This window comes from Vreelandella venusta (assembly GCF_007989605.1).
In the GTDB taxonomy this organism is placed as follows: Bacteria; Pseudomonadota; Gammaproteobacteria; order Pseudomonadales; family Halomonadaceae; genus Vreelandella; species Vreelandella venusta.
In genome coordinates this window covers 1-22,187 of sequence record NZ_BJUL01000026.1, presented here as the reverse complement: position 1 = coordinate 22,187, position 22,187 = coordinate 1, and the positions used below count along the sequence as shown (strand labels likewise).

Annotated in this window: 18 protein-coding genes; 9 read left to right on the top strand and 9 right to left on the bottom strand. The window is 53.6% G+C overall.

Translation table 11 applies throughout. The features are described 5' to 3' along the window. Window positions 1-83 precede the first annotated feature (83 nt). Entirely contained in the window at window positions 84-1,061 is a 978-nt protein-coding gene (gene cra, locus HVE01_RS18235; protein WP_146945294.1) for a catabolite repressor/activator, read from the top strand. A 101-nt stretch (window positions 1,062-1,162) separates the two neighbouring features. Here cra and HVE01_RS18230 read toward each other — a convergent pair whose 3' ends face one another. Continuing rightward, window positions 1,163-1,639, bottom strand: coding sequence for a methylglyoxal synthase (locus HVE01_RS18230; protein WP_146945293.1), 477 nt, complete (start codon window positions 1,637-1,639; stop codon window positions 1,163-1,165). 49 nt (window positions 1,640-1,688) lie between these two features. Further along, entirely contained in the window at window positions 1,689-3,155 is a 1,467-nt protein-coding gene (pyk, locus tag HVE01_RS18225; protein WP_146945292.1) for a pyruvate kinase, read from the bottom strand. Window positions 3,156-3,365: 210 nt separating this feature from the next. On the opposite strand from pyk, the gene gap reads away from it, so the two are divergent. Next, complete coding sequence (gap, locus tag HVE01_RS18220) at window positions 3,366-4,370, top strand: type I glyceraldehyde-3-phosphate dehydrogenase (protein WP_125747046.1); 1,005 nt, start codon at window positions 3,366-3,368, stop codon at window positions 4,368-4,370. A gap of 14 nt (window positions 4,371-4,384) precedes the next feature. Here the strand turns inward: gap and HVE01_RS18215 are convergent, their stop codons facing one another. From HVE01_RS18215 to HVE01_RS18190, 6 genes are all read right to left on the bottom strand, one after another. Further along, window positions 4,385-5,416: a LacI family DNA-binding transcriptional regulator gene (locus HVE01_RS18215; protein WP_146945303.1), complete on the bottom strand. Its 1,032-nt coding sequence runs from the start codon at window positions 5,414-5,416 to the stop codon at window positions 4,385-4,387. A gap of 188 nt (window positions 5,417-5,604) precedes the next feature. After that, window positions 5,605-6,711 (bottom strand): ABC transporter ATP-binding protein, encoded by a 1,107-nt coding sequence (locus HVE01_RS18210; RefSeq protein ID WP_146945291.1) that lies wholly within the window; start codon window positions 6,709-6,711, stop codon window positions 5,605-5,607. Window positions 6,712-6,816: 105 nt separating this feature from the next. After that, window positions 6,817-8,433, bottom strand: a complete 1,617-nt coding sequence (locus HVE01_RS18205; protein ID WP_146945290.1) for an alpha-glucosidase family protein — start codon at window positions 8,431-8,433, stop codon at window positions 6,817-6,819. A 37-nt stretch (window positions 8,434-8,470) separates the two neighbouring features. Next, a complete protein-coding gene (locus HVE01_RS18200) occupies window positions 8,471-9,313 on the bottom strand; it encodes a carbohydrate ABC transporter permease (RefSeq protein WP_120387153.1) in 843 nt (280 codons plus the stop codon). Further along, window positions 9,313-10,299 carry a carbohydrate ABC transporter permease gene (locus HVE01_RS18195; RefSeq protein ID WP_125747053.1) on the bottom strand — a complete coding sequence of 329 codons (987 nt, stop codon included), beginning with the start codon at window positions 10,297-10,299 and terminating at the stop codon, window positions 9,313-9,315. Before HVE01_RS18195 ends, HVE01_RS18200 begins: the two co-directional genes overlap by 1 nt. Before the next feature lie 14 nt (window positions 10,300-10,313). After that, window positions 10,314-11,585 carry an ABC transporter substrate-binding protein gene (locus HVE01_RS18190; protein WP_125747055.1) on the bottom strand — a complete coding sequence of 424 codons (1,272 nt, stop codon included), beginning with the start codon at window positions 11,583-11,585 and terminating at the stop codon, window positions 10,314-10,316. A gap of 625 nt (window positions 11,586-12,210) precedes the next feature. On the opposite strand from HVE01_RS18190, the gene HVE01_RS18185 reads away from it, so the two are divergent. The 7 genes from HVE01_RS18185 to HVE01_RS18155 all read left to right on the top strand — a co-directional run bounded on the left by HVE01_RS18185 (window position 12,211) and on the right by HVE01_RS18155 (window position 21,731). After that, window positions 12,211-13,734, top strand: a complete 1,524-nt coding sequence (locus tag HVE01_RS18185) for a carbohydrate porin (RefSeq protein ID WP_146945289.1) — start codon at window positions 12,211-12,213, stop codon at window positions 13,732-13,734. A 157-nt stretch (window positions 13,735-13,891) separates the two neighbouring features. Then, on the top strand, window positions 13,892-16,597 hold the full coding sequence (gene malT / locus HVE01_RS18180; protein WP_146945288.1) for an HTH-type transcriptional regulator MalT: 2,706 nt from the start codon (window positions 13,892-13,894) through the stop codon (window positions 16,595-16,597). A 152-nt stretch (window positions 16,598-16,749) separates the two neighbouring features. Further along, window positions 16,750-18,444 carry an alpha-amylase family glycosyl hydrolase gene (locus HVE01_RS18175; RefSeq protein WP_146945287.1) on the top strand — a complete coding sequence of 565 codons (1,695 nt, stop codon included), beginning with the start codon at window positions 16,750-16,752 and terminating at the stop codon, window positions 18,442-18,444. Beyond that, window positions 18,432-19,547, top strand: a complete 1,116-nt coding sequence (gene ugpC / locus HVE01_RS18170) for a sn-glycerol-3-phosphate ABC transporter ATP-binding protein UgpC (RefSeq protein ID WP_146945286.1) — start codon at window positions 18,432-18,434, stop codon at window positions 19,545-19,547. Before HVE01_RS18175 ends, ugpC begins: the two co-directional genes overlap by 13 nt. 159 nt (window positions 19,548-19,706) lie before the next feature. Next, a complete protein-coding gene (locus HVE01_RS18165) occupies window positions 19,707-20,231 on the top strand; it encodes a DUF3455 domain-containing protein (RefSeq protein WP_125747065.1) in 525 nt (174 codons plus the stop codon). A gap of 199 nt (window positions 20,232-20,430) precedes the next feature. After that, a complete protein-coding gene (locus HVE01_RS18160) occupies window positions 20,431-21,012 on the top strand; it encodes a sigma-70 family RNA polymerase sigma factor (protein ID WP_240645162.1) in 582 nt (193 codons plus the stop codon). After that, window positions 21,009-21,731, top strand: a complete 723-nt coding sequence (locus HVE01_RS18155) for an anti-sigma factor (protein WP_125747066.1) — start codon at window positions 21,009-21,011, stop codon at window positions 21,729-21,731. Before HVE01_RS18160 ends, HVE01_RS18155 begins: the two co-directional genes overlap by 4 nt. A gap of 56 nt (window positions 21,732-21,787) precedes the next feature. Here the strand turns inward: HVE01_RS18155 and HVE01_RS18150 are convergent. Continuing rightward, the coding region (locus HVE01_RS18150) for a TrkA C-terminal domain-containing protein (protein WP_286365168.1) at window positions 21,788-22,187 on the bottom strand (400 nt) is incomplete at its 5' end.

Sequence of the window (22,187 nt, the reverse complement as noted above, 5' to 3'; positions counted from 1 at the left end):
ACACAAGGGTTGTCTTTCTAGACTTTAGTCTGGGTGGGGAGAAACGGCTGATAAACTACACCGGCAACCAGAGGGAGAATTGCATGACACTTGCCGACATTGCCCGGCTTGCGGGCGTATCGCGCACCACGGCGAGCTATGTAATTAATGGCCAGGCCGAGCAACGGCGTATTAGTAATGCCACCATTGAGAAAGTAATGGCGGTAGTCAGACAGCATCGCTATCACATTGACCCGCAGGCAGCGGCGCTGCGTCGTGGGGCAAGTCGGCTGATTGGTTTGATCGTGCCTGACCTTGAAAATATCAGCTATGCGCGGTTGGCGAAACGCTTAGAGCGTGGCGCGAGAGAGCAGGGCTATCAGCTGTTGGTGGCTAGTTCAGATGACTGTGCCGATAGTGAGCGGGCTTTGGCATTGGCGCTTCGCGCGCAGCGTTGTGAGGTGCTTATTACCGCCAGCTGCCTGGCCGAAGATGACAGCTTCTATGCTGAGTTGGTGGATGAAGGTTGGTGTGTTGTGGGCATGGACCGTGGGCTTGCGCCGACGCGTTTTGCCAGTGTCGTCAGTAACGATCAAGACGCGGCATATGCGCTAACCCGCTCGGTCATTACGGGGGGCGCGCGGCGGGTGGCGTGGTTAGAAGCGATGCCAAGCTTGTCGATCAGTCGCGAGCGGAGAGTGGGGTTTCAGTCAGCGCTAAAAGATAGCTCTATCGAGCCGGTTTTACTTAGCGGTACGCACTACGAGCGTAGCGAAGGCGCCCGTCTTGCCGCTCAACTGCTGGATGAGAAGGGCGGCGCTGATGCGTTGATCACCGCGTCTTATGTGCTGATGGAAGGGGTATTTGACGTGTTTCTGGAGCGCGGCGGGTTACCAGAGAATATGCGGTTGGCCACCTTTGGCGACCACCGTTTGCTGGATTTTCTGCCGCAAGCGGTGAATTCAGCGTTGCAAGATTATGATCGCATTGCTGAACTCACCCTGCGCTGCGCCCTGAATGCTATGAACGGCGACTATCAGTGTGGGCAGCAAGTCGTGGCGCGCCACCTACGTACCCGATAAGCCCCATTGATTCGTTCAGTGCCTGAGTTGTTTAGAGCTTGAGTTGTTTAGAGCTTGAGTTGTTTAGAGCTTGAGTTGTTTAGAGCTTGAGTTGTTAAGAGCTATACCGTACGGGCTTGAGCCCAGGCCTGTGCATCCGGAATAGACATATCGTAGCGTTCACTGAGATAGGGCGACGACAGCAAAAAGTCGGCGCTCGCCGCATTGCATGCCACCGGCACGTTCCATAGCGCGGCTAAACGCAGCAGTGCTTTGACATCAGGATCGTGGGGTTGAGGAGCAAACGGATCCCAGAAGAAAATCAGCACGTCTAGCTGTTGTTCGGCAATCCGCGCGCCAATTTGCTGGTCACCGCCCAGCGGCCCGCTCATCAATCCCTCGACCTCAAGACCAAGCGTATTTTTGAGCCGCCCAGCGGTGGTACCCGTGCCAATAAGAGCGTGCTGGCTGAGTGTTTCCTGCCAGCGTGTTGCCCACTCCAGCATTTCGGTTTTTTTGCCGTCGTGGGCAATTAGCGCAATGCGTTTACGCGGTTGCAGCGTACGAACGGCTTGGCGGGGTGGACGTGCATCGCTCATGGCATGGCTCTCCAGTTAACATTCCGGCTATTTCAGGTCGCTGTTAGGTTTACGCTTCTTCGACGGCCAGCACTTTCATGGTGTTAGTGCCGCCGTGGGCGTTCATGTGATCGCCGCGGGTAAGAATGACATGATCGCCAGGGTGTGCCAAACCATGCGCTTGGAGTAGCTTGACGGCTTCTTGATTGAGCTCTTTAGGATCCATATGGGTGGTGTCGAAGGGAATCGACACGACGCCGCGGTAAAGCGCCATACGCCGTTGGGCAATCGGGCTGTGTGCAAGGCCAACAATCGGCAGGCCAGAGCGAATGCGTGAAGCAATCAGTGGCGTATAACCTGTCGAGGTCATACAGGCTATGGCGCGTACCCCGGTGAGGTGGTTAGCGGCATACATGGCAGAGAGGGCAATGGTTTCATCAATGCGCTCGAAGCCTTCATGGATACGGTGGCCTGATGACTGAGCAATACGCTCGCGTTCAGCGCCGAGGCATACCCGATCCATCGCTTGAATGGTTTCTACCGGATAGTCACCCGCGGCTGTTTCCGCGGAAAGCATGACAGCGTCGGTGGCATCAAGTACCGCGTTAGCCACGTCGAATACTTCGGCGCGGGTGGGCAGTGGCGACTCAATCATCGACTCCATCATTTGTGTGGCGGTAATGACCGCGCGGTTAAGCGTGCGAGCATGCTTGATGATGCGTTTTTGAGTGCCGATCAGTGCGGCATCGCCAATTTCTACGCCTAAGTCGCCTCGCGCGACCATCACGGCTTCAGAGGCTTCGATAATGCCATCCAGTGTCTCATCATCGGCAACCGCTTCGGCGCGCTCAAGCTTGGCAACCAGACCTATTTCCTTACCTGCTTCGCCGAGCAGTTCGCGCGCTTCTTGCATATCAGCCGCGCTGCGTGGGAACGATACCGCCAGGTAATCCACCCCGATATCGATCGCGGTTTTTAGGTCTTCTTTATCTTTTTCGGTAAGTGCCGGGGCGGATAATCCACCGCCTTGCTTGTTAATGCCTTTGTTATTGGAAAGCTTGCCACCTACGTGAACGCGCGTGTGCACTTCTTGACCAATAATCGAGGTGACGTCCAGCACGACACGGCCATCATCCAGCAGTAGGCGGTCACCAGGGGCGACATCGTCAATCAGCGACTTGTAATCACAGCCAACCCGCTCGGCCGTGCCGCTATTGGCATCGAGTGCCATGTCGAGCACAAAGGCCTGGCCAATGTCCAAATGAACGGCGCCTTCGGCAAAGCGTGATATACGGATTTTTGGCCCTTGCAGGTCACCCAGGGCGGCTACGCTGCGATTTAGTCGCTGGGCGATCTCGCGTACCTCTTGCAAGCGGCGGCGGTGATCGTCGGCAGCGCCATGGGAGAAATTTAGCCGCACGACATCAACGCCCGCTTTTAGCATGGCTTCCAGCACGCCAGGGCGATCGCTTGCTGGGCCAAGTGTCGCGACAATCTTGGTACGGCGAAGGGGAGTGGGAGAGGTTGGGCGAGTCATAAAGGTTACTCCTGCTGATCATCTTGGCGGTGATTAATTATTGGACTACGATAGTCCTTGTATAGTAATTTTACTACATATTGGAGTGTTTCTAGTCTTTTTGGCAGTTTTTGAAAGGTGAAAACTGTCCATGAGGAAAATAAATACGTATTTTTAGTAATTTTTTACTGAATGCGCCATCGACTACCACTGCTTGATTGAGGTGCCACCATGACAATAAGAGTTGCTATTAACGGGTTTGGGCGGATTGGTCGTAACGTACTGCGTGCGCTGTACGAAAACAGCTATCGGGATCGTATCCAAGTGGTTGCGATTAATGATTTAGGTGATCCTTCCCTAAACTCGCACCTGTTGCGTCACGATACGGTTCACGGCCATTTTCCATTTGCCGTTGAGCATGATGCCGAAAGTATTCGTGTGGGTGGCGACCGTATCGCGATCCTCTCGGAGCGAGACCCTAGCCAGCTTCCTTGGGCATCGATGAACATTGATCTCGTCATGGAGTGCACTGGTTTGTTCACTAAGCGAGAAGCCGCTGCCAAGCATATAGAGGCGGGTGCTAAGCGTGTGCTGATCTCTGCCCCCAGCCCTGATGCTGACGCTACTATCGTATATGGCGTTAATGACGATATTCTGACGGCGGAGCACACGGTGGTCTCCAATGCGTCGTGCACGACTAACTGCTTGGCACCTGTCGCCAAAGCGTTAAACGATGCTGTAGGTATTGAAAATGGCTTGATGACCACGGTGCATGCCTACACCAACGACCAGAACCTATCGGATGTTTATCACTCCGATCCTTACCGCGCGCGTAGCGCGACGCATTCGATGATTCCGACCAAAACAGGCGCAGCAGCGGCCGTTGGCTTAGTCTTGCCGGAACTGGCAGGTAAGTTTGATGGGTTAGCCGTACGCGTACCGGTGATCAACGTTTCCCTGGTAGATTTAACATTTACGGCAAGCCGCGATACCAGCAAAGAGGAGATCAACGCCATTGTTGAAAAAGCAGCGGCGAATTCGTCTGTGCTAGCGGTTAACGCACAGCCGCTGGTGTCTATTGACTTCAACCATGATGCACATTCGTCTACTTTTGATGCCAATCACACCCGTGTGAATGGCCGCCTGGTGAAAATTATGGCGTGGTACGACAATGAGTGGGGCTTCTCCAACCGGATGTTAGATACCGCTCTTGCGATGCAGAAAACGGCCAAATAACACCTGGCCGACCCTTATGGGCAAGTGTCGCCCAGCAGCAACTCAGTTTTGAGTAGCTGCTGGGTTTTGGGTATCCGCCCTAGAATCATTTTTGCCGCTACGCGGCCTTTGCCCGCACTGTCCTGGCGCACGGTCGTTAAACGCGGTGCTCTATATTGCCCTTCAGCAATGCCATCAAAGCCGGTGATTCTTAGCTCCCCCGGTACGTGAATGCCACGCTGTTCGGCTAGCGTCAGCGCGGTAAGCGCAATACGGTCTGACATGCATAACAGTAGATCCGGGCGCTGCGTGGCAGGCAAGTCGAGGATGTCTGTGATCACGGGTGAGCACACGTCAAACACGTTCTCTTCGATATTCCATAGTGGGACCTGTTCAGTATCAAAGCCATGTTCGGTGAGTGCAGCCTGAAATCCAGCCAGACGTGCACGGCTGATGGTGCTGCTGTCTGGAAGTAGCGTGTGCTGATTGCTTATTCGGCCGTTGCAATACTCTTTTGTCAGACGAAGATTAACCACTGCAGGGCGCTGGGGTCGCGCTTTTAACGCATGTTGAGCAAGGTGGTAGCTCGCATCCTGATCATCGATATGCACAGTCGGGCTGCCATCAATGTCGAAATCCACAGACACCAGTGGGCGCTGCGCAGGCAGCTCGCTTAGAAGCTTGTTATTAGGCATCAGGCCGTAAACGATAAAGCCATCGGCAATGTTTGCAGACCCTGGCGGCTGGGAGGCATGGCCTCTGCCAGGCAGTAGCAGCATGGTATGACCATGAGCATCAAGTACTTCAGCGACACCGGATAAAAACTCACTGGCGACAGCATCATTGAGGCTGTAGGTCAGGCTTTCGGCAAGAATAACCGCAACAATGCTGGAGCGCCCGGTGCGTAGACTGCGGGCCTTGGCGTCTGGACCGTTATACCCAAGGCGTTTGGCCTCGCTTAAAATACGATCGCGCAGCAGCGGTGATAGCTGGTCGGGGCGGTTGAAAGCGTTTGATATTGTCGCGGTGGAAACGCCGAGTTCTGTGGCAAGATCCTTGAGAGTCATTCGACGATGGGCAGTCACGGGTTTCCTATCCTGTTTAATTATTTGGGCGTTATTTTACATCGCAGGCTAATGAATTGAATCTAGCGCACAAAAATACGGCCTTGACGTTGTTTCCACTACCGTTGCTATAGAGGTAGCAGCATCAAAGGCCGTTGTTCGCTCAGCAACAGCGCAGTCGATAGTGTTCGCTAAGCCGCAGAGCGTGTCTCAGAAAGCATCAACGCCGCACCATTTTCATCAAATAGATGCACATGCTCAATGTCAGGCACTAGGGATACTTTTTGGCCTTCTTCCCACTGGCTCGGGGCTTCGCTGCGGTGGATAAGCAGTGTATCGCCCTCTTTGGGTTCTAGGTAGACATAGACCTCGTTACCCAGGTACTCGACATTGAAAATTTCAAAGCAGTTATCGCCCTTAGGTGCCTCTAAGCGTAGGTGCTCGGGGCGTATGCCTAAGGTGAGCGAACTGCCGGTACGATAGCTATCTGCGGCTTGGGGCAGTGCGATCTCTCCCAATCCTTTTGCAGTCACCCGACAGCCATCTGTTGAACCGCTGGCAAGCTCCCCAGGCATAAAATTCATCGTCGGTGAACCGATAAAACCTGCGACAAACTGGGTGGCTGGGCGTTGATAAAGTTCATGTGGGCTGCCTACTTGCTCGATATGGCCGCCTTTTAGCACCACGATTTTATCTGCCAGGGTCATTGCTTCGACTTGGTCGTGGGTCACATAAATCATCGTAGAGCCCAGCCGATTGTGCAGCCTCGCGATCTCGTTGCGCATTTGTACTCGCAGCGACGCATCTAGGTTAGAAAGCGGCTCATCAAAAAGCAGAATGCGAGGTTCCCGAGCCATCGCGCGGCCCATTGCAACACGCTGGCGCTGACCGCCTGACAGTGCTTTCGGCTTGCGGTGCAACAGGTCTTCAAGCTGCAAAATTTTAGCGGTACTCATTACCCGTTCATGGACCGTCTCTTTGTCCGTTTTGGCAAGCTTCAAGCCAAAGGCCATGTTGTCATAAACGGTCATGTGCGGGTAAAGCGCATACGACTGGAACACCATGCCCACACCACGTTCACGTGGGGGAAGGTCATTGACCAGCGTGTCACCAATGTTTAAGTCACCGTCGGTGATCGACTCAAGACCCGCGATAAGGCGCAGCAGCGTAGATTTGCCACAGCCGGATGGGCCAACAAAGACGACAAATTCACCATCGCCAATGGTCAGGTCAACGTCTTTAATAATGTGATCACGACCAAATACTTTGTTGATCTTTTCAAGCGTAACACTTGCCATGGTTAGCTCCTTGTCGGCCTCAATGCTGCATTCCTCGTATCGGGCCGACTATCGTTATTGAGTGTTGTTATTGAGTGTTGTTGTTAAGTATTACCATTGATGTGACTAAGCAACGTGCATGAAGGCGGCTTGATAGGCGGGCAGCGTCAGCACATTATCTTGACGTGTCGTAGTGAAGCCGTGTCCTTCCAGGTCGCCGATGACGTCTAAGGGGAGTGCTGCTTGCAGCTCACTCCCCGTCAGGTTAAAGACACACAGCACTTTTTCTTGGTCATTTTGACGAATAAAGCCCAGTAACTCCTCGCCAACCTCAATCAACTCTAAATCACCGTCGAACAGCGCGGAGTGCGTTTGGCGGAAGGTCAGCATCCGGCGCACAGCGTTAAGCGTTGAGTCCGAGTCTGTTTGCTGCCGGCTAACCGCCAATGGCAGATGGCGTTTTTCTACCGGGAGCCATGGCTCAATGGCCGAGAAACCTGCCTGGGGGCCATCGGTCCATGGCATCGGCGTGCGGCACCCGTCTCGGCCTTTAAACTCTGGCCAGAGCACTTTGCCGTAAGGGTCTTGAATGCGCTCGAAGGGCACATCGGCTTCTGGCAGCCCTAGCTCTTCCCCTTGATAAAGGCAGACGCTGCCGCGTAGGGAGAACAGCATGGCGAGCATTACTTTAGGGTAAGCAATGGGATCTTCTTCAGCTCCCCAGCGTGATGCGCTGCGCTCAACATCATGGTTGGATGTTGCCCAGCAGGGCCAGGCATCGCCCGCTAAGCGCTGAAAGCGCTCAATAACATGACGAATATAGCTGGCGGAGCTTGGCTTATTGAGCAAGTCAAAGGTATAAGCCATGTGCAGTTTGTCACCGCCTGCGGTGTACTCCGCCATGCGCTCAAGTGGGTTGTCATCGCCGATTTCACCCACGCTCGTAGTGCCGGGATACTCATCCATCAAGGCGCGTAGGTCTTTTAAGAAATCTACGTTTTCAGGGCGACTAATATCGTAGACATGACGCTGCCACGTGTAGGGGTTAGTCTCCGGTGCGCCCAAGGTTTTGGATTCGCCTTTGGGCACCGGCGGGTTGTCACGCAGCTCGGCATCGTGGAAGTAGAAGTTGACGGTATCAAGGCGGAAACCATCAACGCCAAGATCCAGCCAGAAGCGCATGTTATCCAGCTGTGCCTGACGAGCTTCCGGGTTGTGGAAGTTGACATCCGGCTGGCTGGTCAAAAAGTTGTGTAGATAATACTGCTGGCGGCGTGAATCAAAGGTCCAGGCAGGGCCGCCAAAAATAGATAGCCAGTTATTAGGGGGTGTGCCATCGGGCTTAGGGTCTGCCCATACAAACCAATCGGCTTTGGGGTTGGTACGATTCTGGCGGCTCTCTTTAAACCAAGCGTGCTGTTCGGAGGTATGGCTGATGACTTGATCAATCATCACTTTCAGCCCAAGTGAATGGGCCTTGTCGAGCAACGCCTTGAAATCATCTAGGGTGCCAAACATTGGATCAACGTCACGGTAGTCGCTGACGTCATAACCGAAATCCAACATGGGAGACGTAAAGAAAGGCGATAGCCAGACACCGTCAACATTCAAAGAAGCGACGTAATCGAGCTTTTCGGTAATGCCTTTCAAGTCACCAATACCGTCGCCACGGCTGTCTAAAAAGCTGCGCGGGTAAATTTGATAGATAACGCCGCCGCGCCACCAGGTCAGGTTGTCTTGCATGAATAAATCCTTAATGAAACGTAAATGACACCCACGCTTAGCCTTTAACTGCGCCCGCAGTTAAGCCTGAAACAATGCGACGTTGGAAAATGATGACCAAGATAACCAGGGGCACGGTGACGACCACCGACGCGGCCATGATTGGCCCCCAAGGCAGCTCGTAGGCGCTACCACCTGACAGCAGGGCAATGGCAACAGGCACGGTGCGCTGGGCATCAGTGAGTGTGAAGGTTAAGGCAAACAGAAACTCATTCCACGCCGCAATAAAGGCGAGCAGGCCAGTGGTTGCCATGGCGGGCCACATTAGCGGTAGGAAGACTTTAGTAATCGTAATCCAGGGCGTAGCGCCATCCATAATGGCGGCTTCTTCCAACTCCATGGGCAGTTCTTTCATGAAAGTGGTAAGTACCCAGACGGTGAAGGGCAGCGTGAAAATGGTGTAGCTCAGAATGAGGCCAGCGGGATTGTTGTAGAGATTTAGTGCGCGAATCACCTCAAACAAGCCTGAGAGCACCGCAACCTGAGGAAACATGGAAACCCCAAGAATGACCAGCATGACGGTCGAGCGACCACGGAAGCGAACTCGTCCCAGCGCGTAAGAGGCGGTGATGCCCAGTAGTAGCGCGATGAAAACAACGCTAAATGCTACGACGACCGAGTTAAAAATCGCACGGATAAAGCTCGACTGGCTAAAAATCTGCGCATAGTTATCCAGGTTCCAATTGGAGGGCCAAAGTTCAACCTGGAAAAGCTCGCTGGAAGGTTTAAGTGAGGTAATGACCGCGTAATAAAATGGGAAAACGGCGTATACCATAATCAGCGCAATTAAGGCCCAAAAGCCGACGCGCTTGGCAATTTTGGCTAACTGACGTTGGTTCATCAGTCACCTCCTAGTTGTATTTTGTTACGGCCTAAATAGAGGTAAGCAACGGTGGCCAGGGCAATAATCAAGAACAACAGGGTAGAGGCAGCACTGCCGTAACCAACATCCTGGAACTCAACCAACTGCTGGCGCGCATAGACTGACATCGACATTGTGCTGGTTGAGTTAGAGGTCAGTACGTAGATCACGTCGAACACCCGTAGGGCATCTAGAAGACGGAAAATTACCGCCACCATCAAAGCTGGCGTAATCAGCGGCAGGGTAACTTTGAAGAACACACGCAGGGGATGAATGCCGTCTACTTCTGCGGCTTCGTAGCAATCTTTTGGCAACATCTGTAGGGCGGCTAACACCAACAGGGCGACAAACGGAATTGTTTTCCAGACATCAACCATGATGACGGCCCACATTGAGTAAGTCGCGCTAGCTGTCCAGGCGATCGGATTGTCGATAATCCCAACCGTCATTAGCAGGTGGTTGATGATGCCGAACTGATCGTTGAGCATCCACGCCCACATTTGGGCGGAAACGATGGTAGGAATTGCCCACGGAATTAGCACTGCCGCGCGAACAATCGTCCGACCCTTAAACTCTGCATTTAGAATAAGCGCCACAATGACACCGAAAATGACTTCTAAAGAGACAGATACCACCGAAAAATAAACCGTATTCCAAACAGATTGCCACCAGACTGGGTCAGCAAGAACCCCGAACCAGCGGCCATTGTCGTAAACCAGATAGTTTTCAAACCCGATTAGATTAGCCGCCCCCAGATCCGATAGTGAGGCATCGGTAAAGCTTAGAAAAAATGTTCGCATTAACGGCCAGCCAGCCACCAACGTTAATGCGATCAACATGGGCGCTAAGAACAGCCAAGCCGCTTTGACCCGCTGACGGCGTACTTTAGTGCCGCGATGCCGACGCGCTGGCGCTGCGGCTGAGCGCGCCTCCAGGGGCGCGCTATTGTTAGAAGAGGTCGACATAGGTATCTCCGCGGTTACCAGTTGCGACGCTTCAGGCGGAGTAGATCGCCTTCGAGGTCAGCGACGGCGTCAGCGCCATTTTTAGTGCCCGAAAGCACATCATGCGAAGTGCTGAAGAAGGCATTGCTAACACGGCCATAGGCATCCCCGGTAGGTGCTGACGGACGGGCAACGGCGTTGGTGAAGGTGTCGTAAAGAGTGCCAAAGAATGGCACGGCTTCCAGTACCTCTTGATCTTGGTAAAGCGCATCGATGGTGGGGTTATAGGACGCTTGGATGGCACGACGCTTTTGCTCTTCTTCACCGGCTAAGAAGGCGACCAGGTCAGCGGCGAGCTCGGGATGTTCGCTATAGCGGGATACTGCTAAGTTCCAACCGCCTAAGCCAGCTGCACTTCGACCGTCTTCTCCACCTGCGGGCAATTGGGTAACGCCGACGCTGCCACGTACATCGCTATCTTCGCTTTGAGCCAGTGACCAGGCGTATGGCCAGTTGCGCATAAATACGGCATTGCCGCCCTGGAAAACGCCACGGGCTTCTTCTTCGGTATAATTCAGCACGCCTTCCGGAGAGATATCGCCAATCCATGAGGCTGCTAAATCCAGCGCTTCAGCAGCTTTCTCGTTATTGATGGTGACTTCGCCATCCTGATCTACCACGGTACCGCCACCGAAGCTTGATACCCACTCCAGTGCATTGACGGTAAGTCCTTCATAAGCACGCCCCTGGAAGACAAAACCCTGCATACGCTCATTGCCTTCTGCGCGCTCGGCATCTTTGATATCACGCGCGATGTCGGTCAGTTCTTGCCACGTGGTCGGCACGTCATGGCCATGTTTCTCCAGCAGGTCTGCGCGGTAATACAGAACACCTGCGTCGGTAAACCAGGGCATCGCAACTAGGCGGCCATCGATAGTGTTGTTGGTGACAATGGTGTCGAAGTGGCCTGCCGCGGCGTCTTCACCCAGCACTTCGCTTAAATCAAGCAGGTGATTAGCGAGTAGGCCGGGCCAGACGACATCGATCTGCATGACATCAATGTCGCTAGAGTTAGCGGATAAAATTTGTTGGTAAAGTGACAAACGTTCGGTAGATGAGTTTGGCGTTGAAACCACATCGACACTGTGGCCGGTCTTCTCTTCCCAGGCGCTCACACCTTCTTGGCAAAGGGTAAGCTCCGCGCCAACAGCGCCACAAGAAATGGTTAACTCAGCCGCTTGAGCAGAGCCTGTGGCGCTAGCGAGACTAGCCAAAGCAATGGCAGAAGTGAGTAGTGTCTTTTTCATAGGGCATTCCTCGGCATTTGTTGTTATGGGTAATGAGTGTTAAAAGCGCTTGCAGCGCCTACTTAAACGATTAAGTAAGGTGCCAGTTAGCCGTCTCGTCATGACAAGTTCAATAGCGACTTTTGTCTAATGCGGTTGAATTGATTTTTTCTAATCTAAAAAACAGTTTAGACATTAGTCGATAATTAGTGATTTCTTGTTGGTTTACTATCTCTTAATCGATTAAGTTGTTTTTACCGTTAGTTGACGGGATAAAACGTAGTTGCTTTGCAACGTAATCTGCTGATTTTGGTTCGCAGAACAGCGTTTAGCGCCACTCAGCGGGAGAGTCGTTGGGCGTGTTGATGAACGTGGGCTATCCGTGCAGTAAAGCGACAGACGGGTGTCTTTGGCTCGAAGAAAGGCTTAAAGCAAAAGCATCAGAAACTTACGTTTTCAACAAAATTTCAAAAATAAAAGATTTAAAGCCAAGTTTTTAAAGCAATTTTTAAAACTCTTTTTTAAAGCATAGTTGTTAGGAAGGCAGCTCTTAGCAAGGCAGCTCTTAGCAATACCGCTTTTAAGAGTATGGGTTTTAAGGATATGGATTTAAAAACAAGGGCTTAATAAATTAAGGTTTAAAACAATGCACAAAATGACATTCAGAACACCTCTTGCCATTGCTATCGCCGCTGCCAGTTTTGGGCTGTGTGGTACTGCTAGCGCCGACACAACATTGGAAGAGCGATTTGCTCAGTTAGAAGCAAGAATTGCCGCTGCTGAGCAGCGGGCGGAGGCTGCAGAGCGTCGCGCTGAGTTAGCTGAGCAGGGACATGCTGCATCATCGTCAAGTGCGTCCGCCACCAATGCTGATATTGAAGAACGCCTTGCCCGTGTAGAGCGCCAATCCAGCGGTGAAGAGGGGTTCTCCTTTAATGTCTATGCGCGTTCCGGCCTGCTAATTGGTGAAGATGGCAAAAGCGCACCAGCTGGGCCTTATCTAACACCCGCGGGTGGCAATGGTGGTGCCGTTGGTCGTTTGGGCAACGAACCGGATACTTACTCTGAAGCCATTCTTAACTACCGCATGCAGTTTGATAACGGTGCAAAAGCCCGTTACACCACGATGTTGGCTGCCGGTACTAATTCCAGTAACGATTGGGTAGGTGACGATACCAACCTAAACGTGCGTCAGGTGTATGCCGAATTTAGCGACTTGCCAAGCTTTACCGGCGCGTTTGAAAACGCTTCTATTTGGGCCGGTAAGCGCTTTGACCGTGATAACTTTGATATCCATTGGCTAGATAGCGATGTCGTCTTTCTCGCCGGTACCGGTGGCGGTATATACGATATGCAGCTAGCCGATAACTGGAAGAGTAACCTTTCAGTTTATGGCCGCAGCTTCAGCGACTATCCGCTCGTCAACCGTGAAAATCCCGGTTTAGATGGAGAAAATAGCGATACGGATAACCTCGTGTTGACCTCTAATAATTACTTCGGTAACTGGCAGGTCATGGTCAACGGCATGTCTGCTGCGGATAACGATGAGCGTGATATTGGCGTAGGCCAAACCGCGGCTGATAGCGGCTGGCATACCATGGTGGCTTACCACGGCGACAGCTTCTTTGGCATGGGCGAAGGTAACTTTAAGGCCGCTGTACTGCACGGCCAAGGCTTAGGGGCCGAAGTTAAAGGGTTGGGTAGCAACGGCGATCTGACGGATGATGCTACCGCAACGCGGCTGGCGTTATACGGAACAACCTATATTGCACCGACGTGGCGTATTGCACCGTCGATACTGGCTGAAACCAGTGAAGATCGCTTCGCTAACGGTGACAGCTATGACTGGGCGACGCTAAACGTGCGTCTGGCCAATGAAATCAATCAGAATTTCGAAATGCAGTACGAAGCTAGCTATCAGTGGATGGATTTAGACCCACAGGGCTACAGTGACCGTAACGCGGTCGATGGTGACTATATGAAGTTCACTATCGCACCGACTTTCAAGCCGGAAGTAGGTGGTTTCTGGAAGCGTCCTGAAATCCGTCTATTCACGACTTACAGCGACTGGGACGAGAGCCTTAATAGCTACGGTGCCAGCTCTCTGGGTAGCGATGGATTCACTGGCGGTGAATTTACCTTTGGCGTACAAAGCGAAGTATGGTTCTAAGCAGAAGTTCTAGACAGAGGTTCTAGACAGAGGTTCTAGACAGAGGTTCTAAGCGTAAGCCGCTGCTCGCTAGCGAAAACTGTTTCTCCAATGCTGATTGCCCGCGACGTGTCGCGGGCTTTTTGTTAGGTAAAAGCACTGATATCGGGAGGCGCTGATGTCGTTACTCCAAGAAAAGCTAAAGGCACCGCCGTTGCCGCTTAGTGTAGTGGCCCGGCCACGTCTAAATGATCATTTCGCCTTAAACGAGCGCACCCGCCTGCTGGTGCTGGCAGCGCCCTCGGGTTATGGCAAAACGACACTGCTGGCCGAACGATTGCCCGCGCTGGAGCAGGAGGCCGCTTGGCTACGATTGGATCAACGTGATAACCAGCCAGCACGCTTTCTAACCTACTGGCGGGCAGCGTTGAATAAACTATTCGATGATACCGGTGTGCTTTCATCCATGGCTGACAATGCTGACTGCATTGAGCAGCTTGAGCGCTGGTTGGGAGAGTTACCCGAGCAACGTTCCCCGTGTCGTTTCGTCGTCGATGAATTTGAACACGTAACCCATCCCGATATTTTGGCGGGTGTCGCTCACTGGCTGCGTCATCAGCCGCCTTGGTTGACTTTGACACTGGCGAGCCGCTCGCGACCCGCGCTTGGTTTGGCGAGTTTGCGATTGAGAGGGGAGCTTGAAGAGATCGACCTTCATGGCTTGGCCTTTGACAGCGAAGAAGCACACACCTTGTGTGCCGAACAGCTAAGTTTTTCGCCCACCCGGGTAAGCCTTGAACGCGCCTTGCGTCGAAGCGGTGGCTGGATTGTAGCGCTTAACTGGCTGGTTGAGCGAACCACTACGCGTGCGGGATTTGATGCGCTGGTAGAGCGCTTAAGCGGTGCGCACCCTGATTTTGTCGCTTGGTTTGATGAACTGCTCGCTGCCGCTCTGCCTGCCGAAGAGCGCGAGCTGATGCTTCAGTTGGGGGTGTTAGAGCGCTTTTCGCCCGAGCTAATGGCGCGCCTGTTGGAAGGGGAGCGGCTAACCCAGCGCTTGGAAGCGTTTGAGCAAGCAGGACTCTTTATTGAACGGCCCGACCCGCATAGCCAGTGGTTCCGCTTTCAGCGGCTGTTTGGCGAGTATCTTCGCCACCGCCGCCACGAGCTTGATTTAGCCACCCAACGAAGGTTGCATCAGCGGGCAAGCCGGGCGTGGTTAGCGCTAAATGATCCGATCATGGCGCTACGACAGGCAATCTTAGCCGAGGAGCCAGAGGATGTTGCTAGCTTGCTGACCGCGCAGGGCCCTGCATTACTAGCCAGTGGAGCTTATGCGTTATTAGCGCAAGGCTTTGCACTGTTGGGCGAACCGCGACTTTCAAAACGTCCGGAGCATGCGCTGCTCTATGGCTGGGTATCCCATGGGCAATTTCAGTTTGATATCACGGCACGAGTGATCGGATGGATAGAGGCGCAGCTGGATGAGCCCGAATGGCAGGCATTGAGCGCCGAATTTGCCACGTTGCGTGCCCAATTGGCGATTAACCATGGTGATGCTGAGCGCGCAGCGCCACTGGCTGAGCAAGCGCTTGCGGCGCCTGCTCGCTATCTGGCGTCAACACCACTGACCGCCACCGCTATTCTTAGTGAAGCACGCTTTGTTCTGGGCTATCTGGAAGAGTCGCTTCAGCGCGTTAGCGAAGTAGAGCGTCAAGCTCGTCAGCGCAACGATCATCAGCTGCTGCTGTGGTCATACTGTCATCAGTCTGAAACCCTGGTGGCTCAGGGACGCTTGCAGGCCGCCTACGATATTCAAGAGCGCGCCTTTGCCCATCTAGAGCGCGCCGAACTTGAACATTTACCGGTTGCGGAGTTTTTGTACCGCATTCGCAGCCAGGTGCTTTGGGAGTGGCATCGCTTAGACGAAGCCGAGCAGGCTGCGTTGAAAGGTATTGCGGTGTTAGACAATCAAGGTGAGCGCTGGACGCTACAGTGCCATATTCAGCTCGCTAAAATCGCCCAGAGCCGGGGAGATCAAGCGCAGTGTGCCGACCACATTCGTAGGCTGCGTAAAATTCTCTCAGAAGGGGATTACCACATTGATTGGGTAGCCAATGCCCATGCAACGCTGTTGGCGTGGTGGCAATCGACACACGATATGGATGCGGTTGAGCGTTGGCGCCAAGAAGCGCCAGAACCACTTACCGAGCATGCCACCAATCACTTTTCCCAGTGCAACGTACGTAATCATGCCCGTGCATTAACACTCTTGGGGCGCTATGAAGAGGCCCGCGAACTGCTGGATGCCCTTGAAGCCCACACCCAGCGATTGGGGTTAGTGACTGACGCGAATCGCAACCAGCTGTGCTTAGCGGCGGTGGCTTGGCATCAGGGGAAAACCGCCCATGCAAGTAGCCATATGCAGCAGGCACTCCGTTTAGCTTCCCGCACTGCATTGGTAGGCAGCTTTTTACGCTTAGGCAAACCACTGGGGGAGCTGCTGTCGACGCTATTAGCAAGTAACAGCTTAGCCCCCCTTGAACAGGCTCGCGCGGAACGGTTGTTGACCTTAGCTGGTCGCCAAAAAGATTTTGGCAGCGCCCGGCGCTTGATGCTGGACGAGACAGTCATTGCCAACATTGTGGCACGGCCCGATGTGCCTGAACTTATCCGCACATCGCCACTCACTCGCCGAGAGTGGCAAATCTTGGGGCTGATTCATGCTGGGCTCTCTAATGAGCAGATCGCTGAACAGCTATCGGTGGCGCCGACCACCATCAAAACGCATATCCGCAGCCTTTATCAAAAACAGAATATTCGGCGGCGTGATGAAGCCATTGCGCTGGCGGGGCAATTATTGGCGCATATTCAAGGAGAATAAGAGGAGAGTAAACAGTGCTTATGAGCGGCGGTGGCGGCTACTCCTAACATCTACTCCTAATACCTACGCCCACTGCTACCTCTAGGGGAGGATTTTATCTTTTGATCAACGCTGCATCATGCCAATCAACAGGTAATGATAAGGACAATATAATGATGCAGGCATCTTCTACTTCCCACTACGTTGGCAGCCAAGGCGCTGACTGGTGGCGCGGCGCAGTGATTTACCAAATTTACCCGCGCAGCTTTATGGATGGCGACGCAAAGGGCGGCCAGCGCGATGGGATTGGTGACTTAAAAGGGGTGATCGATAAGCTTGATTACATTGCCTCGCTAAACGTAGATGCCATTTGGCTGTCGCCGTTTTTTACCTCGCCAATGAAAGACTTCGGCTACGATATTAGCGATTACCGTGGTGTTGACCCGATGTTTGGCGCCCTGGAAGATTTCGATCGCCTGGTTGAAGCCGCCCATGCCAGAGGGCTGAAGGTGACGATTGATCAGGTAATGTCACATACCTCTGATCAGCACGCCTGGTTTGAAGAGAGCCGTAAAAGTCGTGATAACCCGAAAGCAGACTGGTATGTCTGGGCCGACCCCAAGCCTGATGGTGCGCCACCGACCAACTGGCAGTCGGTGTTTGGTGGTAGCGCCTGGCAGTGGGATACGCGCCGTTGCCAGTACTATCTGCATAACTTCCTGGCCAGCCAGCCGGATCTCAATTTCCGCACACCCGCTGTGGTGGATGCCATTCTGGAAGAAGCGCGCTTTTGGCTGGAGCGTGGCGTCGACGGCTTCCGTCTTGATGCGGTGAACTTCTGCACCCATGGCGAGCTTAACGATAACCCTCCGCGTGCAGCAGTAACCGAAAGCTTTTTAGGTGTTCGCCCGGACAACCCCTATGGCTACCAGCTGCACCAGCACGATAAAACCCAGCCGGAAAATCTGCTGTTTTTAGAGCGCCTGCGTGGCCTGCTCGATGAGTACCCAGGCTCGACGAGCGTCGGAGAAGTTGGTGACGATGACGCCCTGGGCGTGATGGCGGAATACTCCCAAGGCGGCAATCGCCTGCACATGTGCTACTCCTTTAACCTGCTGACCGACAAAGCCGACCCTGGTTATTTGCATAAAACGCTTACCGAAATGGAGGCGCGGATTGGCGATGGCTGGCCCTGTTGGGCGCTGGGGAATCACGATGTCACCCGCCTTGCCACCCGCTGGCAGGCTGAAGGGCAGTTGGATAAGCTGCGGCTTTTTATGGTGTTTTTGCTTACCCAGCGGGGTAGTGTGTGCCTTTACCAAGGTGAAGAACTTGGCTTGCCAGAAGCCGAACTGGCGTTTGAGCAGTTGGTGGACCCGGCGGGCATCACCTTTTGGCCTGCCTATAAAGGTCGCGATGGTTGCCGAACGCCACACCCTTGGCAAGCCGACGCGCGACACGCTGGCTTTAGTGATGTCACTCCCTGGCTGCCAGTACCCGATTCGCACGCCAGCCTTGCCGTTGATCAGCAAGATAACGATGCCGGTTCGTTGCTCAATGCCTACCGTGAGTTTTTAGCGTTTCGCCGCACCCAGCCAGCGTTAGTCAAAGGCGAAGTGCGCTATCACGCCGTGCATGATGAGGTGCTCTGTTTAGAGCGCACCTATCAACACACACGCCTGCTGATTGCGCTGAATTTTAGCGACCAAACCGTCACTCGCGGGGCGCCTAAAAGCGCTGAATCACTGAAGGGTTCGCCTGCTTGGCTAAACGGCGAGTGGCAGGATGGGCAACTACGGCTACCACCTTACGGCGTGGCGATTGCCTGCTGCCCACCGTCCGAGGAGGATGCACCATGGGACGTTTAACGCTTAGCGGTATTGGTAAATCCTTTGACGGTGTGGAAATTTCCCGGGATATCGATCTTACGATCGAAGATGGCGAGTTTGTGGTCTTCGTTGGCCCCTCTGGCTGTGGAAAATCCACCCTGTTGCGCATGATCGCTGGCTTGGAAGATATCACCGAAGGCGATATGCAGCTTGATGGTCAGCGAATCAATGAGATTCCACCCCAGGAGCGGGATATCGGCATGGTGTTCCAATCCTATGCGCTTTACCCGCATATGAGCGTGGCGGAAAACATGGCCTTTGGCTTAAAGCTGGCGCGCACTGATAAAGCCGAGATTCGTCGTCGCGTTCAGCATGCCGCTGACATGTTGCACTTGACTGAACTGCTGGAACGCAAACCTAAAGATCTTTCCGGTGGCCAGCGTCAGCGGGTAGCGATTGGCCGTACCTTGGTAAAAGAGCCCGCGGTTTTTTTGTTCGATGAGCCGCTCTCTAACCTGGATGCTGCGCTGCGGGTGGATATGCGGGTGCAAATTGCGGCGCTGCATAAGCGCTTGAACGCCACCATGATTTACGTGACTCACGATCAAGTGGAAGCGATGACGCTGGCTGACCGAATTGTGCTGCTTTCCCGTGGCCGTATCGCCCAGGTCGGCGCGCCGCTTTCGCTCTATCATTTCCCTAAAACCCTTGAGGTGGCCGAGTTCATCGGCTCGCCACGGATTAATACCTTTCCCGTTACGGTGGTAGACCCAGGCGAGCGTCAAACAGTCGTGCGCCTGCATAGCGGCGACACGCTGACAGTAGCAGTCAATGGCAAGCACCTTCAGTCAGGGGATAGCGCAACGCTTGGGCTGCGGGCAGAAGATTTTGTCGCAGCCGAACAGGCAGAAGCCACGCTGAGTGCGACCTTAATGGTGGCGGAAAAGCTGGGTTACGAAACGCTGGCGCATTGGCAGGTAGCAGGCATCGATGCCCCACTTACCCAGCGTTTGGATGGTTTGACCTACCTACAAGAGGGCCAAGCGGTGCGTTTGGGGCTTGCAGGCCAGCATTGCCACCTGTTTGATCAGAATGGCAATGCCTGCCCCCGACAGGTTGCAGTGGATGGTGTTAGCCAATAATTAATTAACTGATTTATATACATAAAAAGCGCCTCAAATTTTTTAGGCGCTTTTTTCTTAATTATTTTCTAAAAAGAGTGCATCCAAAACGTCTTCTCGCGTGTATCCCCTATACAGCCACACTTTGCAGTGGTTGATACAAAACCCAAGGAGACTGAAATGACTATCCAACCTCTTACGCGTGCAGCACTCGCCGCTACCTTGATTGCATCCTTCAGTCACGTTGCGCTGGCAGATATGACGCCTGCCGACGTTCAAGTGCCCGATGGCAATACCGTCGCTCTGGAAACAGTCGGTGTGGGTGCGATTACCTACATGTGCGAAGCCAAAGACGACGGCACTATGGGCTGGGTATTCAAAGGCCCTCACGCGGCGCTGAACGACAGTGATGGTGCTCAAGTTGGCAGCTACTATGGACCGCCTGCTACTTGGGAAGCGTTGGATGGCTCCAAAGTGACCGGCACTCAGTTGGCAACTGCCGCGAATGGTGATGGCAATATTCCGTTGCAGCTCGTTGAAGCCAATCCTGCGGAAGGTGAGGGCGCAATGACTGGCGTTAGCTACATTCAACGCCTGAACACTCAAGGTGGTGTCGCACCCGATGTGGCTTGCGATGATGGCCATGACGGTGCCACCGCAGTCGTCACCTACCAGGCAGATTATATTTTCTGGACAGCTAACTAAGTCCTTTTATTGCTAAGTGGTAAGTAACACTTTTGCTAAGCAATGTTTTGCTCAAGAAACACATCTAAGTAAGGCTAGAGGCTCGTCTCGCGAGTCTCTAGCCGCTATGCTAGCCAAAAGAGCGGCGATAACAGTATTGGCGATAGTATTTGTGAATAGTATCGACGACTGTATCGGCGTGTCACCAGGGAGCTAGCATGTGTCTGATATAGGCGTGTCTACGATAGCTAACGACTTTGATTATGCTGATGCGCTTGCCCGCTGCGCGCGTGGCGAGCAAGCGGCGCTACACCAACTTTATCGTCAAGAGGGTGCCAGACTGCTTGGCGTTGTCATGCGCATTGTGAAAGACCGCGGTATGGCTGAGGACATTGTCCACGATGCCTGCCTGAACATCTGGCAGCGTGCCGATAGTTTCGACCCCGAGCGGGGCTCTGCCCGCACCTGGATATTCAGTATTGCCCGCCACTTAGCCTTAAACGCTATTCGCCAGCGCGACCGAGAAATCAGGGTGGATATCGACGACCCAGGCGAGCTAGCCGATGATGATACCTACCAACAGTCATTATCGACAACGGCGGAGGCCTTTGACTGGCAGACTGGCCAACAGATGGATGAGTGCTTGCAGCAATTGGAAACCGAGCGCCGCAACTGTGTGCTACATGCCTACGTGGATGGGTTAAGTCATGCCGAGATTGCTGCACACACTGGCGCGCCGCTAGGCACTGTCAAAGCCTGGATTAAGCGAAGTTTACTTCGCCTGCGGGAGTGTATGTCATGACACGTTCAAACGAAAACGATGACCTGTATGCACTTGCAGGGGAGTACGTGCTAGGTTCGTTACCCATCGCTGAGCGAGAAGCCTTTGAGGCACGTTTGGCCAATGATCCAGAATTACAAACCATCGTGGCTGACTGGGAAGAGCAGTTTTTCCCCTACACCGCGATCGTTGATCCTGTTACCCCATCAGATTATTTATGGCCGCGCATAGAGCGCAGCATGCACGCCGCGTCGAAAAGATCAGCGCGTGCTCCAAGAGTGGCACCAACGCCACGCCGCTTGGTGCACAGCCTACCATTTTGGCGCGCCGCTACCGGCCTTGGTTTGGCTGCCGCGGTGACTATGGGGGTGATATTGACCAATGTCTCCACGGCACCAACAACGCCGGAATATATGGTGGTGCTGTTAGCGCCGCAGACTCAATCAGCAGGGTGGGTCGTGCAGGCCGCCAGCCGCCAAGAGATTCAACTGATCCCGCTGGGCGTTTTTGATGTGCCCGAAGGCAAAGCACTGGAGTTCTGGACCAAGGCGGATGATTGGCAAGCGCCGGTTTCACTTGGCCTAGTAGAGCCAGGGCAACCGCTGCGTCTGCGTTTAGACCAGTTACCGCCGCTTGAGAATAACCAGCTCTTTGAACTCACCCTAGAAGATGACACCGGTTCACCCACCGGCTTACCAACGGGACCAATTGAGTTTATTGGTCGCGCGGTGGAGATTTAACGCATAGCGTTGTTAACGATGGATGCTAACGACATCACAGGCGAGTTCCGAGTGGCTTAAAAGAACGTTAATCCCACTTGGAATAGCCGCTCTACATCACGAATTCGCCGCTTATCAATCACGAACAGAATGACGTGATCGCCGCTCTCTACCATCACATCCCCATGGCCGATCATGACCTCTTTGCCTCGCACAATGGCACCAATGGTGGTGCCTTCAGGCAGATTGATCTCAGCAATGGTGCGGCCGACCACTTTGGACGACTGCTTATCACCGTGGGCGATCGCCTCGATGGCTTCCGCAGCACCACGGCGCAGTGAGTGTACATTGACAATATCGCCCCGGCGGACGTGGGTAAGCAGGCTGCCGATGGTCGCTTGCTGAGGTGAAATGGCGATATCGATTTCGCCCCCCTGAACCAAGTCCACGTAGGCAGCGTTGTTAATCAGCGTCAGG

Bases quoted from the DNA above. Each gene is read 5' to 3' on its own strand.
- HVE01_RS18155 (WP_125747066.1), top strand. From the start codon at position 21,009: ATGACACGTTCAAACGAAAACGATGACCTGTATGCACTTGCAGGGGAG.
- HVE01_RS18195 (WP_125747053.1), bottom strand. From the start codon at position 10,299: ATGTCGACCTCTTCTAACAATAGCGCGCCCCTGGAGGCGCGCTCAGCC.
- HVE01_RS18230 (WP_146945293.1), bottom strand. From the start codon at position 1,639: ATGAGCGATGCACGTCCACCCCGCCAAGCCGTTCGTACGCTGCAACCG.
- HVE01_RS18190 (WP_125747055.1), bottom strand. From the start codon at position 11,585: ATGAAAAAGACACTACTCACTTCTGCCATTGCTTTGGCTAGTCTCGCT.
- HVE01_RS18185 (WP_146945289.1), top strand. From the start codon at position 12,211: ATGCACAAAATGACATTCAGAACACCTCTTGCCATTGCTATCGCCGCT.
- HVE01_RS18165 (WP_125747065.1), top strand. From the start codon at position 19,707: ATGACTATCCAACCTCTTACGCGTGCAGCACTCGCCGCTACCTTGATT.
- gap (WP_125747046.1), top strand. From the start codon at position 3,366: ATGACAATAAGAGTTGCTATTAACGGGTTTGGGCGGATTGGTCGTAAC.
- HVE01_RS18175 (WP_146945287.1), top strand. From the start codon at position 16,750: ATGATGCAGGCATCTTCTACTTCCCACTACGTTGGCAGCCAAGGCGCT.
- HVE01_RS18205 (WP_146945290.1), bottom strand. From the start codon at position 8,433: ATGCAAGACAACCTGACCTGGTGGCGCGGCGGCGTTATCTATCAAATT.
- pyk (WP_146945292.1), bottom strand. From the start codon at position 3,155: ATGACTCGCCCAACCTCTCCCACTCCCCTTCGCCGTACCAAGATTGTC.
- malT (WP_146945288.1), top strand. From the start codon at position 13,892: ATGTCGTTACTCCAAGAAAAGCTAAAGGCACCGCCGTTGCCGCTTAGT.
- HVE01_RS18210 (WP_146945291.1), bottom strand. From the start codon at position 6,711: ATGGCAAGTGTTACGCTTGAAAAGATCAACAAAGTATTTGGTCGTGAT.
- cra (WP_146945294.1), top strand. From the start codon at position 84: ATGACACTTGCCGACATTGCCCGGCTTGCGGGCGTATCGCGCACCACG.
- ugpC (WP_146945286.1), top strand. From the start codon at position 18,432: ATGGGACGTTTAACGCTTAGCGGTATTGGTAAATCCTTTGACGGTGTG.
- HVE01_RS18200 (WP_120387153.1), bottom strand. From the start codon at position 9,313: ATGAACCAACGTCAGTTAGCCAAAATTGCCAAGCGCGTCGGCTTTTGG.
- HVE01_RS18215 (WP_146945303.1), bottom strand. From the start codon at position 5,416: ATGACTCTCAAGGATCTTGCCACAGAACTCGGCGTTTCCACCGCGACA.